Origin of the sequence: Halomonas elongata DSM 2581, assembly GCF_000196875.2 — a bacterium.
Classification (GTDB): domain Bacteria; phylum Pseudomonadota; class Gammaproteobacteria; order Pseudomonadales; family Halomonadaceae; genus Halomonas; species Halomonas elongata.
Genome location: NC_014532.2, coordinates 2,214,205 through 2,229,901, shown reverse-complemented (window position 1 = coordinate 2,229,901; position 15,697 = coordinate 2,214,205). Strand labels below are relative to the sequence as shown.

At 63.1% G+C, this 15,697-nt stretch carries 13 protein-coding genes; 11 read left to right on the top strand and 2 right to left on the bottom strand.

Going from position 1 to position 15,697, the window contains the following annotated elements:
- Positions 1 to 25 precede the first annotated feature (25 nt).
- The 5 genes from HELO_RS10530 to HELO_RS19175 are packed head-to-tail and all read left to right on the top strand — an operon-like array spanning position 26 to position 8,034.
- Entirely contained in the window at positions 26 to 313 is a 288-nt protein-coding gene (locus HELO_RS10530; protein ID WP_013332664.1) for a type VI secretion system PAAR protein, read from the top strand.
- Position 314: 1 nt separating this feature from the next.
- Positions 315 to 2,393 (top strand): type VI secretion system Vgr family protein, encoded by a 2,079-nt coding sequence (locus HELO_RS10525; protein WP_013332663.1) that lies wholly within the window; start codon positions 315 to 317, stop codon positions 2,391 to 2,393.
- Positions 2,394 to 2,401: 8 nt separating this feature from the next.
- On the top strand, positions 2,402 to 3,205 hold the full coding sequence (locus tag HELO_RS10520; RefSeq protein ID WP_013332662.1) for a DUF4123 domain-containing protein: 804 nt from the start codon (positions 2,402 to 2,404) through the stop codon (positions 3,203 to 3,205).
- A 30-nt stretch (positions 3,206 to 3,235) separates the two neighbouring features.
- Positions 3,236 to 6,832, top strand: a complete 3,597-nt coding sequence (locus HELO_RS10515; protein ID WP_013332661.1) for a hypothetical protein — start codon at positions 3,236 to 3,238, stop codon at positions 6,830 to 6,832.
- Positions 6,829 to 8,034, top strand: coding sequence for a hypothetical protein (locus tag HELO_RS19175; protein ID WP_013332660.1), 1,206 nt, complete (start codon positions 6,829 to 6,831; stop codon positions 8,032 to 8,034). Before HELO_RS10515 ends, HELO_RS19175 begins: the two co-directional genes overlap by 4 nt.
- Positions 8,035 to 8,094: 60 nt before the next feature.
- On the opposite strand, the gene HELO_RS10505 is transcribed toward HELO_RS19175, so the two are convergent.
- Positions 8,095 to 8,835 carry an SDR family oxidoreductase gene (locus HELO_RS10505; RefSeq protein WP_013332659.1) on the bottom strand — a complete coding sequence of 247 codons (741 nt, stop codon included), beginning with the start codon at positions 8,833 to 8,835 and terminating at the stop codon, positions 8,095 to 8,097.
- 104 nt (positions 8,836 to 8,939) lie between these two features.
- Here HELO_RS10505 and HELO_RS10500 point away from each other — a divergent pair, with 104 nt between their 5' ends.
- Positions 8,940 to 9,833 carry a LysR family transcriptional regulator gene (locus tag HELO_RS10500; RefSeq protein WP_013332658.1) on the top strand — a complete coding sequence of 298 codons (894 nt, stop codon included), beginning with the start codon at positions 8,940 to 8,942 and terminating at the stop codon, positions 9,831 to 9,833.
- A gap of 41 nt (positions 9,834 to 9,874) precedes the next feature.
- On the opposite strand, the gene HELO_RS10495 is transcribed toward HELO_RS10500, so the two are convergent.
- Positions 9,875 to 10,561 (bottom strand): UTRA domain-containing protein, encoded by a 687-nt coding sequence (locus HELO_RS10495; RefSeq protein ID WP_223248611.1) that lies wholly within the window; start codon positions 10,559 to 10,561, stop codon positions 9,875 to 9,877.
- 322 nt (positions 10,562 to 10,883) lie between these two features.
- On the opposite strand from HELO_RS10495, the gene HELO_RS10490 reads away from it, so the two are divergent.
- Genes HELO_RS10490 through HELO_RS10470 form a run of 5 tightly spaced genes read left to right on the top strand, consistent with a single transcriptional unit; the run spans position 10,884 to position 15,690 of the window.
- The gene (locus HELO_RS10490; RefSeq protein WP_013332656.1) at positions 10,884 to 11,966 is read left to right on the top strand and encodes an ABC transporter substrate-binding protein; all 1,083 of its coding nucleotides are present in this window, start codon (positions 10,884 to 10,886) and stop codon (positions 11,964 to 11,966) included.
- Positions 11,967 to 12,019: 53 nt separating this feature from the next.
- Entirely contained in the window at positions 12,020 to 12,844 is an 825-nt protein-coding gene (locus HELO_RS10485; RefSeq protein ID WP_013332655.1) for an alkaline phosphatase family protein, read from the top strand.
- Positions 12,841 to 13,683 carry an ABC transporter permease gene (locus tag HELO_RS10480; protein WP_013332654.1) on the top strand — a complete coding sequence of 281 codons (843 nt, stop codon included), beginning with the start codon at positions 12,841 to 12,843 and terminating at the stop codon, positions 13,681 to 13,683. Before HELO_RS10485 ends, HELO_RS10480 begins: the two co-directional genes overlap by 4 nt.
- Positions 13,667 to 14,524 carry an ABC transporter permease gene (locus HELO_RS10475; RefSeq protein WP_013332653.1) on the top strand — a complete coding sequence of 286 codons (858 nt, stop codon included), beginning with the start codon at positions 13,667 to 13,669 and terminating at the stop codon, positions 14,522 to 14,524. Before HELO_RS10480 ends, HELO_RS10475 begins: the two co-directional genes overlap by 17 nt.
- Complete coding sequence (locus tag HELO_RS10470) at positions 14,521 to 15,690, top strand: ABC transporter ATP-binding protein (RefSeq protein ID WP_013332652.1); 1,170 nt, start codon at positions 14,521 to 14,523, stop codon at positions 15,688 to 15,690. Before HELO_RS10475 ends, HELO_RS10470 begins: the two co-directional genes overlap by 4 nt.
- The last annotated feature ends 7 nt before the right edge of the window (positions 15,691 to 15,697 follow it).

The following is a 15,697-nucleotide window of genomic DNA, read 5'->3' as shown; positions in this document are numbered from 1 at the left end:
ACGCGCAGCGGCAGGAGGACGACGCATGGGACGCAAGTTCGTATTGCTGGGGGATCTCGGCACCGACCACGAGGGTTTCCCCCCCACGCCGGTGACCGCCGGCAGCCCCACGGTGATGATCGACGGCAAGCCGGTGGCTCGTCAGGGTGACCCTCTGGCGCCTCACGACAAGCCGGATCATGGCCCCCACCCGCGCGCCATTGCCGGCGGCTCGGGCAGCATCCTGGTCGATGGCAAGCCGGTGGCGCTCACCGGCGATGCCGTGGACTGCGGCGGCGTGGTGATCGGCTCCTCCAGCGGGGAGGGTAGCTGAGATGGCCGATCGCAGCGGACTGCAGTTCACCCTGAGCCTGACCGGCGCCGGTGAGGCCGACCTGGCGGTGGTCGACTTCACCCATGAAGAGGCGCTGTCGTCGCCGTTTCATCTTCACGTGCGCTTTGCCAGCCGCGCCGTCGACCTCTCGCCGGAAGCGCTGCTCGACCGCCCGGCGAGCCTCACCGTGTGGCAGGACGGCGTGGCCCAGCGACGGGTTCACGGCATCGTCGCCGAATTCGGTCGCGGCGACCGCGGCCATCGGCGCAGCCACTACGAGGTCGTGATCCGCCCCTCGCTGTGGCGGCTCTCGTTGCGCCAGAACTCGCGGATCTTCCAGCGCGTCTCGCCGCTGACCATCCTCAACACCCTGTGCGAGGAACGCGGCCTGACCGACGTGGCCTTCGCGGTGACCCGCGAGCCCGCCGAGCGCGAGTACTGCGTGCAGTACCGCGAGACCGACCTGGCCTTCGTCGAGCGCCTGGCCGCCGAGGAAGGGTTGTTCTACTTCCATGAGTTCGAGGATGGCGACCTCGGCGCCCATCGGCTGGTGTTCGCCGACGATCCCCAGGTGCTCACCGGGCTCGGCGAGCGCCCCTACCACCATCGCGCCGGCGGCACCGCGCCGCAGCGTCACCTGCGCCGGCTGACCCAGACTGCCCGGGTGCGCCCGGCCCGGGCCCAGCTCAAGGACTACAGCTTCAAGCGCCCGGCCTACGCGCAACTGCACGAGCGCCAGGGCGACGGGCTGGAGCAGCACAGCCAGCGGGGCGACTACGAACACTACGACTACCCGGGCCGCTACAAGGCCGACGCCTCGGGCCAGGCCTTCACCCGCCACCGGCTGGAGCACCTGCGCCACGACGCCCTGACCCTGGCCGGCGAGAGCGACCTGCCCGAGCTGGCCCCGGGCACGCGCTTCACCCTGGCCGACCACGACGTCAGCGAGCTCAACCGCGGCTGGCAGGTCGTCAAGGTGGTCCACGCGGGCGAACAGCCCCAGGCACTGGGCGAGGACGCCGCCCAGGCCGACGGCATGACCCGTTACCACAACACCCTGACGCTGACCCCGGACGACACCGCCTGGCGGCCCGCGCCCGAGCCCAAGCCGCGGGTCGACGGCCCTCAGGTGGCCTTCGTGGTGGGCCCCGAGGGCGAGGAGATTCACTGCGACGCTCACGGCCGGGTGCGCTGCCAGTTCCCCTGGGACCGCTATGCCGAGCCCAATGAAACCGCCAGTGCCTGGCTGCGCGTCAGCCAGGGCTGGGCCGGCGGCGGCTACGGCATGATGGCGATTCCGCGCATCGGCCACGAGGTGATCGTCTCCTTCCTGGAAGGCGACCCCGACCAGCCGATCATTACCGGACGCACCTACCACGCGGTGAATACGCCGCCCTACGAGCTGCCGGCGCACAAGACGCGCACCGTGCTGCGTACCCAGACCCACCAGGGCGAGGGCTTCAACGAACTGCGCTTCGAGGACCAGCACGACCAGGAACAGATCTGGGTGCACGCGCAGAAGGACCTGGAGCTGCTCACCGAGAACGACCGCACCGAGGAAATCCGCCGCGACAGCCATCTGGCCGTCAAGCGCGACCGGGTGAGCGAACTCGACCGTGACGACCACCTCACCGTGCATGGCGAGCGGCGTACCCAGATTGATGGCGACGACCACCTCAACGTGGGCCAGACCCGTCACGAGAAGATCGGTCGCGCCCAACTCGTCGAGGCCGGCAGCGAAGTGCACCACAAGGCCGGCATGAAGGTGGTGGTCGAAGCCGGCGCCGAGATCACCCTCAAGGCCGGTGGCAGCTTCCTGAAGCTCGACCCCAGCGGCGTGACCATCAACGGGCCGAGCGTGAAGATCAACTCCGGCGGCAGCCCCGGCTCGGGCACCGGGCAGAGTGCCCAGGCGCCGATATTGCCGGGGGAAGCGGGTGAGGAAACGCATGAGGCGATCCAGCCCATCACTCACGAGGCCTTGCTGTCGGCATCGGCTGAGGAGGCTAGTGTCGTGCAGCTCTGCCAGAAACAGACCGATGGCAGTTGCCCGCTGGCTGACTGCCCGTGCCGTAGCTAGGCGAGCCGATGCGCTATTCGTTGGGGATTCCTGAGTCGGCCGGCCGGCGTTATTGGCTGGTGGAAACCGCCAGCCTGCCAGAGTACGAGGTGTTGCGTCGTTTTTATGAGGCAGTAGAGTCTCCCGAGTTTCGCTGGCTCTACGAGGGAACGACGTACGATGCCTTGAAGAATGCCGGCCCGGTCCTGTTGGACGTGACAGAGGTGCCGGACTTCCTGGCCGAGCGGCTGGACGCCTGGCGTGAGCTGGCCGCGGTGATCATCGATACGCCCTTGCCGATCGATGAGCTTCGGGCTCACCTGGCCGGTTTCGTCACGGCACGACTGGAGCCGGAGGGACAGGGGCTATTGCGCTTTCATGAGCCGATGGCGTTGCACCTGCTGCTGGGAGAGGGCGGGCTTGGTCAAGCCAGCCGGGCCGCCATGCTGGGTGGCGAGGCACGCTGGCATTGGCCTGTCTGTCGTTGCCGGAGCGGGTGGTTGTTCGAGTCCGTGGCGATGAACCAGACCGAGGTGGGCAATATCCGCTTGCCGCTTCAGGTTGAGGCGGAAATGGTGGAGCGGTTGTCCGGCATTCAACGACTGACACGCCTCATGCCGGTGCTGGCCGATGCCTTGGATCGTCATGGGTTGCATGAGGATGATGACGGTATCTCCGCTTTGTGGCGTGACATGGAAAAGTACTGGCATGGCGTGGCCGAGCGTCGGCAGTCAGCACGAGCAGGAGTTGCAGCATTGGTGAATGCCCAGCGTGAGGCTTCGTCACTCAGCGAATTTCGCGATCGCATGTACCGGCTGGCATCGAGTGCCTAGCCAGGTCATCAGGGAATGAGGAAACAGGGAATGCCACCGAATCACGCCTGCCGGCCCCGAAAGCTTTATCTCGAGATTACCGGCCGCCATACCGATAACGGCCAGAATACCTATGCCCTCTATCGGCAGGATCAACAGGTCGAGTCACTGAGTGAAGGGGAGGCCTCCGAGGGGCGCTACGGGCCCATCGTCGAGACTGCCGCCGAGTATCAGGAAGATGAACTGTCCGATGTCCGCCTGGTGCAATGCGTCGGTGACATCGAGGTCGAACTGTTGCCCGAGGGGGGAGTCACCGAGACCGGACTCGTCCCCAAGCAACGGGACTTCCAGCATCACCTGATGGTGTCCTGCGTGCCGATGCAGTATCTGGATCACGAAGAGATCGCCGCCGGTCCCTGCCGCGGTGGCTTCCTGTATGTGTTCCTCAATGGACGCTTGATCCGCGAGCTGGCCATCCGTGTCGAGCCGGGCAAGGCTCCGGTCTTCGTCGACAGTGATGTGGCGGGCTATCGCCGACAGGGTGAGGTTCCGGTGGTCCGCGACTATACCGGACCAGAGCTTTCAAACCTGCACCTGCCGTTGCGCCTGGGTGGCGAGACTGCGGACGTGCGCCTGGCCTATTCGGACCACCCCTGGCCCTGGGCGCATGTCATCGAACTCGAAGCCGAGCCGACACGCATTGAGCAGCGTTCCCAGCCGTTGCCACTGAACACCACCGCCGTGGCGGCCATGCTGGACGGCAACCTGCGTAACCACTACCAGTATGGCCTGGAGATGGAACGCGATGAGACGCAGGGCAAGGCAGCCCTGGAATGGCTGCCGCCCATGCGCGATCGCGACCCGCTCTACGAGCAGGCCAGGGGCAGCGCTCGCGACTATCTGGAAGATGTCTCGGGCGAGCGATGGGCGGGGCTTGTCCAGCAGTTGCAGGCAGAGCGGGCCTTCTTCGAGTCCGATGAGCAAGAGGCGTCGGCGCCGGAAATCGATATGCGGCGCCGCCAGCGGGACTTCGCCCCGGCCCTGAGATCGACCCTGGTACAGCAGTGGAACAACGTTCGCCGCAGCGACGAGGATCGCGCGGATGACTCGCTGCTTGAGCTGATCCCAGCACCATCCGCCGGCGAGGACATCCTCGCTCCACTCAAGGATCAGCAGTTGTGCGCGATTTTCCTGCGCGATCCCAAGCAGGCGGTCGATCAACTGATCGACGATATCCAGGCGAGCCAGGAACTGCTCTGGGTGCTCTCCGAGGGGATGAAATACCACCCTCACGGCAAGTCGGCGGAACTGGTGCTGGCCAACTGCTTCATGCCAAACGGTCCCGATGGCCAGGAGAATCCGGTCTACCTCGATGAGTGGTTCGATAGACGCCTCGACCGCTCCCGGGAGAGCCTGTTCGCTCGTTTGACCAAGGAAGAGGAACGTCGTCTGACTCGCCTGCGCATGGACGAGCGACTGACATCGCTGGTCGAGATGCTCGAGGATGAGTCGCCAGGAGCCTTCGGTGCTGCACTGCGCGATGCCATGCTTTTCGACGATCTCAATCACCTCGAGCCTTATGACTGGTTGTCACGTAGTCTCGAGCCGCTGAAGGCGGGCATGGACTGCCTTGACCCCAAGGCCACACCAGAAGAGGCCGAGGCGCTGCAGGCGCCATCGTCATGTCGTCGGACGCTCGATGCCTTGTTCATAGAGGCCTCCCACCCCCTGGCCTATCTGCTGTTCGCGCCCGAAAATCGGGAAGAGGACGACTGGGGCGCGGCTTATGCCCGCGACCTGGCGAAGATCACTCAGGGTGGCACCGCAGTGGCCGATCAGGCGAGCAAGGTGGCCACACCCACCGGCGATGCGCTGATCGCCCACCAGCAGCGTCTCGACGAGGAGTCTGGCGGTCTCGCGCCCGGGATGAGCGAGTTCCGCATGGCTTTGAATGGCATGGAATCCGTGGCAACCAGAGTATCACCGCATTTGCTCAATGTCTGGTCGCGCCTCAAGCTGGGTGAACAGCGAATCTCACTGATTTTGGCCTCGGACCTCGCCGATCTCAAGGGGGCGATGATGGGCGGCCTGCCCATTCGGGTGACCTATCAGGGGGAGCGTATCGTGATGATGCTACCCGATGAGGTCCGTCCGATGTTCGAGGAACTGGCTCAGGGGGGCGTTGCCCTCCGGGCAGCTTCGGCAAAAAATGTCCTGCTGGGCGAAGCGGTGGCCAGTTCTTCCGCCGCCGCTCAGCCGCATCGGGTGTCGGGGCAGGTGACAAGCGAGCAGGCCTATCGCTGGACCCAGAGCGGCTATATAGGGCTTTGGTCGGGTCTGGTGGTGCTGGAACTATGGAATGTTGGTAAAAGCTTCCGTGATTTTCGCGAGGAAGAGACTGAATTAAACCGTGCCAAGTTTGGCAGTGCGGTTATAGATGCATCCCTGCTGACTGCACAGGGCCTTAAGTTAGCCAATGTGCGCTGGGGATGGGCCGTTAGGATTAATCAGCACCTGGATAGAAGCTTTATTACAAATGAAGCTTGGCAAAGGGCCATGGGTGAGGCGGGACAGTATCGTGGGGCTGTTGCATTTGCAGCAGGACTCTTGACCGCGACCTTGGTGGCTATCGATGCTTATCAGGATTATCAGAAAGGTTTGAAGCATTCGGCTGCGTGGAAGGGAGGTGCCAGTGGCGCGATTGCCGTGGGTAGCTATGTAGGCTCCGGCTATGGCCAGGGGCTGGCGAACGCCGCCAGGATGCAACTGGTTCGTAATCGTTTCCTGAATGGTTTGATGGGCCTGGTAGGTACGCCACGGCCGGTTCCGGTGATGCTGGTCAGCCTTGGGGTGGCGCTGGTCTGCCAGGTCATGGCGACCAACAGTCGTGACGACCGCTTTTCCCTCTGGGTGCGCTATGGGCCCTTTGGGCATGAGCAGGATGAGTTGGGTGGCCGACTCGAGGGACTTACCGAGAATACTGAAGATGATGTGCATCAGGTGGACAAGCGCGATTACCTTGCCTCTCTCCGCTCGGCGTCGCCCGAAGCAGCATATTTCCAGCTATTGCAGGGGCTCTTCCAGGCCCAGTTTGAACTGGTGACGCCCCAGGACCTGATCGATATCAATCCCCAGTTTCGCGACTGTGATATCGCCATTCGCATGACCTGCCCCGCCTTGCAGTTCGGTGAGTTCTCCTTGCCCATCCCCAATCTGATGGCCGATTATTCGGCTCCAGTACCGGATAGGCGGTTCACCTATCAGTATGCGCCCATGGATCGGCGTCGGCTGCTGGTGGAAATCGATCAGCGAGACCCTGACGATGACAAGGTACGATACCTTGGTCTGCGGTTACCCGATCAGTGGCAGCGCATGGGCGTGCCCTCGGTGCCGGGGTTTGGCGATGTGCCCGCCGACTGGCTCGCGGACAATCATGGGAGCTTCCGCCATGAGCCCGAGTTTCAGAATGCCTATCATCGGGGGGAATCTCTGGTACGGCTGAGCCTGGAAGACGTCGAGGGCGAGGGGACTATCGAGTACTGGGACTCCGCCGAGCGGAAACATCGAGAATTGAACGACCGGGTCAGTCTGTTGGCGCAGCCGGCGAGCCTGACCTGGCGCTGGAACAAGCAAGGAGGCAGGATATGACGGACGCTGTGCAGCCGGAAGGATACGAGGAGACGGCCTTCACGGCGGATCGTATCCCTTGCCAGGCGCCGCCCCCCAAGGGCAAGCTCGGTAAACTGGGTGACGCCTTCGATATGGCGCGCCTACCGTGGGGGCACTATATCGGCGTGAATCCTTCAGAGTATGAATATGAGTATTCAGAAGCCTGGTACCGTCACTTCAAGTACATGGGGGAGAAGGATTTTCACGACTATTCGATGATCAACGAGTTACGCTGGTCGCAGTTTGTCGATGAAGATATCAGCCTGATCTATCGTTTCTTTCGTTTCTGGTTCGTTTTCTGGACGCACCTTCTTAGCTTTATTGGGCCGGGGGGGCGCATAGGGGGAGGGTGGTTTTTTTTAGGCGCGGCGTTAGTCGTCTTAGGGGTGGAGGTTTTTGCGGAACTGTTTTGGCCTAAGAACGGCTTCTCCTTTTCCATGCTTGTTATTCCGTTGAGTGTTGCTGGGGTTTGCGGTGTTTCTACGTTGCTGAGAAGACTCTACGAGACTCAGGGTATTCGTTTCTACAAGAGCAACCAGAACTGGTCGGACGATGTCGCCTTCTGCCGCCGTTCCGGCCTGGTCAAGAGCTTTCAGGGCAACTTTCCCTTCTACGAGTTCGATGCCTTTATCGAGATGGCGGCGGACATGAAGGGCAACCAGCGCCATACCCTCAAGGTGCGCCACCGCTATCCGCAGTTCAGCAAGGACAAGCGTAGCGGCCTGCCGTTGGAATTCACCTTTCCCACTGATACCGGCAGCATCGCCGAGCGTTATGCCATGTGGGACATGCTGAGCCGCTTCATGGACGTCAGCCAGCCGCTGCCGGACATTCCCCGGCTCGAGCCGTTTCGTCATCTCGACCCGACCACTCGGGCCTATGACGAGGCTGGCAAGCGTGGTCGCCCGGCCACCTATTGGCGTGATCTCTACGCCAAGGTGGACGAGAAGGAGCTGAAGCGCCTTCGCGATGAGCATCACGAGAAGGTGAATGCCGCTCCCTGGGGCAGCCGCCCCGACCTGATGGCCCAGTCGGTGCCAGGCTATGAGGACAGCTACACCGCCGAGCCCGAAGACGTCAACGCCTACGCGCATGCGCCCACCAAGAACGTTCGTTTCGTTGAGCGCCCCGACGCAGCCTCGTCGGAAAGCTCGTCAGACCAGCAAAATACCCAGCGCTGAACGTCGAGAGCCTCGGTAACCGCTCGTGGTACCGAGGCCCTGATCACGCCCCTGGCTGCATCAGGAGAAACCGCCGTTGGCGCGTAGCACCTGCCCATTGATCCAGCCGCCTTGCGGCCCGGCCAGGAAGGCGACGGCATCGGCAATTTCCTCCGGTTGTCCCAGGCGCTCAAGCGGGGCCATGGCAGCGATCGAGGCGACCTGCTCGTCGCTCTTGCCTTCGAAGAACAGCTCGGTGGCCACGGGGCCGGGTGCCACGCCGTTGACGGTGATGTTGCGCCCGCGCAGTTCATTGGCCAGCACCTTGATCAGCCCCTCGACACCGGCTTTGCTGGCAATGTAGGCACCGTAGGCGGGGAAGGATTTCGCCAGCACGCTCGATGACAGGGCGATGATGCGCCCACCCTCGCGCAATGTTTCGGCGGCCTTGGCCATCACCAGCCAACTGCCGCGGAGGTTGGTGGCGAGCGTACGGTCGAGGACCTCGACATTGTCGGTGGTGATGTTCGCCATCTGCAGGGTGCCGGCATTGTTGACCACGACGTCGAGGCGTCCGAACGCTTCCAGTGCTTGGTCGAAAAGCCGAATGACGGACGCCGAATCGCCGATATCGGCCTGTAGTGCCACTCCGCGGCCACCGTTCGCTTCGATCTCGGTCACGGTCTGGTTTGCCAGTTCGGCATTGCCGGCATAGTTCACCACGACGGCGAAACCATCCTCGGCGAGCTTGAGGGCGATGGCACGGCCGATGCCACGGGAAGCTCCGGTCACCAGTGCGACTTGCTGCGTTGTGTCGGTCATTGATCCGTTCCTCGTTGGGTTGACGCTGCCCAGTATTGGCATTCCATTCACGCGAATAAATCAGCTAATCTGCAAAGACTATTCAGCCAGGAAAAACAATTCGTATGGATCGGTTCGAGGCGATGACCCTTTTCGTGCGCATCGTGGAGAGCGGTAGCTTCACCAAGGCAGCCAACGGGCTCGATATTCCCCGAGCGACCGCCACCCTGGCCATTCAGCGGATGGAAAGCCGGTTGGGTGTACGCCTGCTGGAACGCACGACGCGGCAGGTACGTCCCACCCCCGAGGGCAAGGCATTCCATGAGCGTTGCGTGCGTCTCCTGGCGGAGCTGGAGGATGCCGAGGCGGCCCTGAAGCCGGTCGCCGATAATCCCGACGGTGTCTTGCGTGTCGAGATGCATGGCGCCCAGGCCCGGCTGATCGTGTTGCCGCGCATTCAGGAGTTCCATCGCCGCTATCCGCGCTTGGAGCTGATTCTGACCAGCGGGGACCGGTTCGTGGATCTGGTGGGAGAGGGAGTGGATTGTGCGCTGCGCTCCGGAGCCCCGGCGGATTCCAGCCTGGTCGCCCGCAAGCTTGCCGAAATGCCCCAGACGATCTGTGCCAGCCCGGCATACCTGGAGAGCGCCGGGTATCCGCGTCATCCCGACGAGCTTCACAAGCACCAGGTGGTTAATTTCTTCTCTGGCAACAATGCGGTGGACAGCACTCTGGATGTGATCGTGGATGGCCGTTCCCGGGCTTTCGAGGTCGGTGGCTGGATCACGGTCAACGATGCCTCGACCTATGTGGAGAGTGCTCGCCAGGGATGCGGCATGATTCAACTGCCACGCTTTCATGTCGCGCCCCTGATCGAGCGGGGAGAGCTCGTGGAGGTCCTTCCTGAGTGGCCCAAACCGACGCTGCCGCTGCACGCGGTCTATCCTCAGCGACGTCAGCTATCGCCCCGCGTGCGGGTCTTCCTGGACTGGATCACCTCGGTCTACGCAGCATGGTAGCTAGGGTGCAGGGGAGCAACGCGCCTGCCTGATGTTATCGCTCAGGATTGCGGCGCGGCGCTCAGGGTGAGTTCGATGGCGTCGTGTCGCCAGTATTCGTCGTCGCAATCCACCATACGGCCGTTCTGGTCATGGTTGATGCGGGTGATGCGTTGCACCGGGCTGCCCGGCGCGGCGTACAGGGCGGCGGCGGCTTGATTGCCCAGCACCGTGGATCCCAGTTCGAAGCTGACGCGGCTGACCCGGATGGCGTATTCCCGCCGATAGAGTTCGGTCAGCGAGCAGGCGGCAAGGTCGAACGCGAGGATGCCGGGAAAGCAGTCGACCCTGAGGTGATGTTCGACATAGAGCACTCGACGACCGTCGATGCTTCTGGCTCTGACGATGCGGTAGACCGGCGTTCCTTCCGCCATGCCCAAGCGCCTGGCGACCGTCGTCGAGGCGGCCGTTTCACTGGCTTCCAGCAGCTCGGTGGCGGCGCGGCGCCGTTGCGATTCGACCATCTCGTGGAAGGGCAGACCGGCGAGCAGGTCGTAGCGCAGGCGTGGGGGAGAGAGGAACCAGCCGCGGCGGCTTTCCCGGTAGATGCGTCCCTCGGCTTCCAGTTGTGAAAGCGCCTCGCGCAGGGTGATTCGCGTCGTGTTCAGGTACTCCAGCAGTTGCCGCTCGGAGGGCAAGCGGTCACCGGGGCGCAGGGTGTGCTGGGTCAGCAGTTCCCACAATGTCATCCGCAGGTCATGGGCTTGCTGACTGGCGGGCATGTCTGATGAGCGAAGCGGGTTTGCGGAAGCTGCTGGCATTGAAGGCATGAGATCTCGAGATGGTTTCTTGGTCTAGTTCAGCTTGCGTGGTTCATGACGTGAATCTTTCCATCTCAGTCTAGCGGCCTTTCTGTTTCAGCAGGATGAAATGCCCTGTTGTCATGCGCAACGTGGCTGCCACGTATCTGACACCGTGGCGTCATAAAGCGTCTCTAGAGTCCTCCTTGCCACTGCCTGAACTAGACCAGGCGAAGATTTGCCTCTCACGATTCTTGCAAGGAGCCACACCATGCTGCCGCGTCGCTTGCCCCTTCCTCGTCTGGCTCTGGGCTGTGCCCTGGGTGCCACTCTCATGGCCGGTAGTGTCCAGGCCGATCCGTCGGATCTGACGGCCCTCATCGAGGCCGCCCAGCAGGAAGGGCGTGTCGACAGTGTCGGGATGCCGGACTCCTGGGCCAACTGGAAGGATACCTGGCACGACCTGAAGACCGAGTATGGCCTGGAGCACATGGATACCGACATGAGCTCGGCCGAGGAGGTGGCCAAGTTCAAGGCCGAGGGCGAGAATGCCACGGCCGATATCGGGGATGTGGGATTCGCGTTCGGTCCCATCGCGGTGGAGCAGGGTGTCACTCAGCCATACAAGCCGAGCACCTGGGAAGAGATTCCCGACTGGGCCAAGGATGAGGACGGGCACTGGATGCTCGGTTATACCGGTACCATCGCTTTCATGATCAACAAGGAACTGGTGCCGGAAGACCAGCGTCCCGGCTCGTTCGCCGATCTCGGCGAAGGTGACTATATGGTTGCGGTTGGTGCTGTGGGGCAGGCATCTCAGGCCAATAACGCCTTGCTGGCCGCTGCCTATGCCAACGATGGCAGCGAGGCAGACCTGGCACCCGGCCTCGAGGTTTTCGCCGAACTGGCCCGCCAGGGGCGCCTGTCGCTGGCCGATCCCAGCATTGCCAATCTCGAGAAGGGCGAGATCGAGGTCGCGTTGATGTGGGACTTCAATGCCCTGAACTACCGTGACCAGATCAACCCGGATGCCTTCGAGGTGGTGATTCCCTCCGATGCGTCGGTGACTTCGGGCTACGCCACCATCATCAACCGGCATGCGGCGCATCCCAATGCGGCCAAGCTGGCCCGTGAATTCATCCTCTCCGACCAGGGGCAGCTCAACCTGGCAGAGGGCTATGCACGCCCGATCCGGGTCGAGCACCTGGAGATGCCCGGCGAGATCGCCGACAAGTTGCTGCCCAACGAGCAGTACGCCAACGCTCGGCCGATCCAGGACTTTGCGGCCTGGGAGCAGAGTGCCCGCGAGCTGCCTCGTCAGTGGCAGTCCCAGGTGCTGATCCATCAGCAGTAACCCGTCATGTCACCGTTGCCGCTATCCGTGCCGGGTAGCGGCCTGGAGTTACCATGTCACACCGCGTGATACTCATTGTGCTCGACGGGCTCAACCACCTCGTCGGTCACCATGCCATGGGCTATCTCAATGCGCTCTGCGAGGCGGGCCGGGGGCGTTACTACACGCTGGACTGCGAATTGCCGGCCATGTCGCGGCCGCTTTACGAGTGCCTGTTGACCGGAGATCGTCCCGTCGATTCCGGAGTGGTCAACAACGATGTGGTGCGCCGTTCCCATGGCACCAGCCTGTTTGACCTGGCTACCCGGCAAGGCAAGCGCACGGCGGCCGCGGCCTATCATTGGGTGAGCGAGCTTTACCTCGAGGCTCCCTTCGATCGCACGCGGCACCGGTTTCGGCAAGCGCCGGATGCCGCCATCCAGGCCGGGCTCTTCTATTGGCAGGATCACTATCCGGACGACCATCTGTTCAGCGATGCCGAGATGCTCCGTCAACTGAACGATCCGGATTTCCTGCTGGTGCACAGCATGAACATCGATGATACCGGGCACCGCTATGGTGGCGATTCGCCCCAGTATCGCAACGCGGCGCGCCACGCCGATATCGCGCTGTCCGACTATCTGCCGCGCTGGCTGGAGGCGGGCTATCAGGTGATGGTGACCGCCGATCACGGCATGAATGCCGACCGTTCCCACTCGGGCACGCTGGAAGAAGAGCGTCGTGTGCCGCTGTGGACGTTGGGCGAGGCGTTCTCCCACCGTCCGGTTTCCCTCATCGAGCAGGGGCGCCTGTGCGGGACCCTGGCCACCTTGATGGGACTGGATCATGGCAAGCCGTTGCAGAGCGAATTGCTTGCCCAGGAGGAGGGCGTCTCATGAAAGGGCTTCGCTCTGCCTCGCCGGCCTTGTTGTGGTTGCTGCCTTTCGTGGTGGTATTCACGGCCTTCCAGTTGGCCCCGCTGGCGTGGGTCGCGATCAGCGCGTTCCGCGTGGACGAAGGCTGGGGCCTGGGGCATTTCCACGAGATAGCGGTGTCACCCTTCTTTCGCCAGGCCATCGGGCGCAGCCTGGAAATCTCATTGGTGTCCAGCCTGCTCGGCCTGGCCATTGCGGGGCTGACCTGCCATAGCCTCGCCCATACACGAGGGCCTCTACGTCGCTGGATGGTGGCCTTCACCAACATGACCAGCAATTTCGCCGGCGTACCACTGGCCTTCGCCTTCATCATCCTGATGGGGGCCAATGGTGTGTTGACCCTGGCCCTGCAGCGCCTGGGAATCATCGAGGATTTCAACCTCTATTCGAAGGCGGGTCTGATCATCATTTACACCTGGTTCCAGATTCCGCTGGGGGTGTTGCTGTTGTTTCCGGCGTTGGCGGGCTTGCGCACGGAGTGGCAGGAAGCGGCCAGCCTGCTGGGCGCGGGGCGTCTTGCCTACTGGCGGCATATCGGCCTGCCGGTGTTGTGGCCGGCCCTGCTGGGCACCCTGACCATTCTGATCGCCAATGCCATGGGGGCTTACGCAACGGTCTATGCCCTGGTCAACACCAGCTACAACCTGATGACCATTCGTATCGCCAACCTGGTGTCGGGGGATCTCTTCCTGCAGCCCAATCTGGCCAGTGCGCTGGCGCTGATTCTCGTGCTGCTGCTGGCCATGGTCACCCTGATCCAGCAGTGGCTACTTCGCAGGAGCTACCATGTCGCAGAGCGCTGATACTGCCACGATTGCTTCGGTGCCGTCCGGTAGCGTGAGGCGCCGCTGGCGGCTCGACCCTCACAGGCTGGTGGTGGGCGGGGTGTTCGTCGTCCTGGCCTTGCCGCTGGTGGTGACGCTGGGCTATGCCCTGGCCGGACACTGGGGGGCCAGCCTGTTGCCGGATTCGCTGACCCTGAAGTGGTTCCTCGAGCTATGGACCACGCCACGCTTCCAGGCTGCCTTCGTGCGCTCGCTGCTGGTGGCCGTGGGTGCGCTGGCCCTGTCCCTGGTGCTGATCCTGCCGGTGGCCTTCCTGGCCCAGACCCGCTATCCACGACTGGATAGCTGGATGAATGGCTTGATCCTGATGCCCTTTGCCGTACCGCCGGTGGTCTCGTCGGTGGGGCTGTTGCAACTCTATGCCGGCGGGCCGCTACCCCTGGTGGGCACGCCATGGATCCTGATTCCGACCTACTTCACCATCGTGCTGCCGTTCATGTATCGCGCCATTGCCAACAGCCTGCGGGCCATCGATGTGGTCTCGCTGATGGATGCGGCACGCTTGCTGGGAGCCGGCCCGTTGCAGGCCTTCTTCCTGGTGGTGTTGCCCAATATCCGGGTCGGCGTGCAGATCGCGATCTTCCTGTCGTTTTCCTTCCTGGTCGGCGAGTTCGTCTTTGCCAACCTGCTGGTGGGGACGCGCTTCGAGACCCTGCAGGTGTATCTCAACAATATGCGTGGCGCCAGCGGCCATTTCACCAGTGCCCTGGTGGTCACCCTGTTTGCTTTCACTCTCGTGTTGACCTGGCTGGGCAATCGTCAGTCGGGCCAGGACCTTGCCAAGGAGTCTGCCTCATGATGCCGTCAACAGCCATGGGCTCCCCGGTCTACAAGGAGGGGCCTGCATCCATGCCCTTCAACTCGCAGAGCCGCGGGGAGGCGACGTCGGCGCGTGACGTCGTGGATGCCGTCAATCCTCCGCGCTCGGATTATCTGCAACTGGAGGGGCTGGCCAAGGCGTTCGGCGCCACCCGGGTCTTCCAGGATATCCAGGCGGATATCGCCCAGGGCGAGTTCATCACCTTGCTGGGGCCTTCCGGATGCGGCAAGTCGACCCTGCTGCGCAGCATCGCCGGGCTGACCGCGCTGGATCGGGGCAGCGTGCGAATCGCCGGGGAAGACATCACCCATCTCCCGCCCCGCAAGCGGGGCATCGGCATGGTCTTCCAGCACTATGCCCTGTTTCCCAACATGCGGGTCGCCGATAACGTCGCCTTTGGGCTGCGCATGCAGCGGGTGGAGCGCGAAGCCCGCCGGCATCGGGTCGAGGAGGTGCTGAGACTGGTTGAGCTCGAGGCGCATGCCGACAAGTATCCTCACCAGCTTTCCGGCGGACAGTGCCAGCGAGTGGCGTTGGCCAGGGCGTTGGTGGTGGAGCCGCAGATCCTGCTGATGGACGAGCCGTTGTCGGCGCTGGATGCTCGAATTCGCCGGCATCTACGCGACCAGATTCGCGACATCCAGAAGACGCTGGGACTGACGACGCTGTTCGTGACCCATGACCAGGAGGAAGCGATGATGCTATCGGATCGCATCTTCCTGATGCACCAGGGGCGGATCCTCCAGCAGGGTGATGCCGAGCAGTTGTACACCCGTCCCGTCGGTCGACATGCCGCAGGGTTCATGGGGCACTACAACCTGCTCGATGCCCGGCAGGCGAGGCCGCTGCTGGGGCACCATGGCGAGCAAGGCCAGGTGGCGCTGCGCCCCGAGGCGCTCTATCTCGTTGCGCAGGGGCGTGATCCCGTCAAGTCAGCCGAACTGCCCCCCAACGCGGGGCCCGGCTGCCACGGCATCATCCGTCGCCGACGGCTGCTGGGCAACGTCGTTCGCTACGAAGTGGCATGCGGCGAGTTGTTGCTCAACGTGGACGTGCTCAATCGCAGTGCACGTCATCTGCTGGACGACCAGGATCGCGTCGTCGTCCATGCGGATCTGGATGAAGTGCAGGAGCTGGGGGCATGAAGGCAAT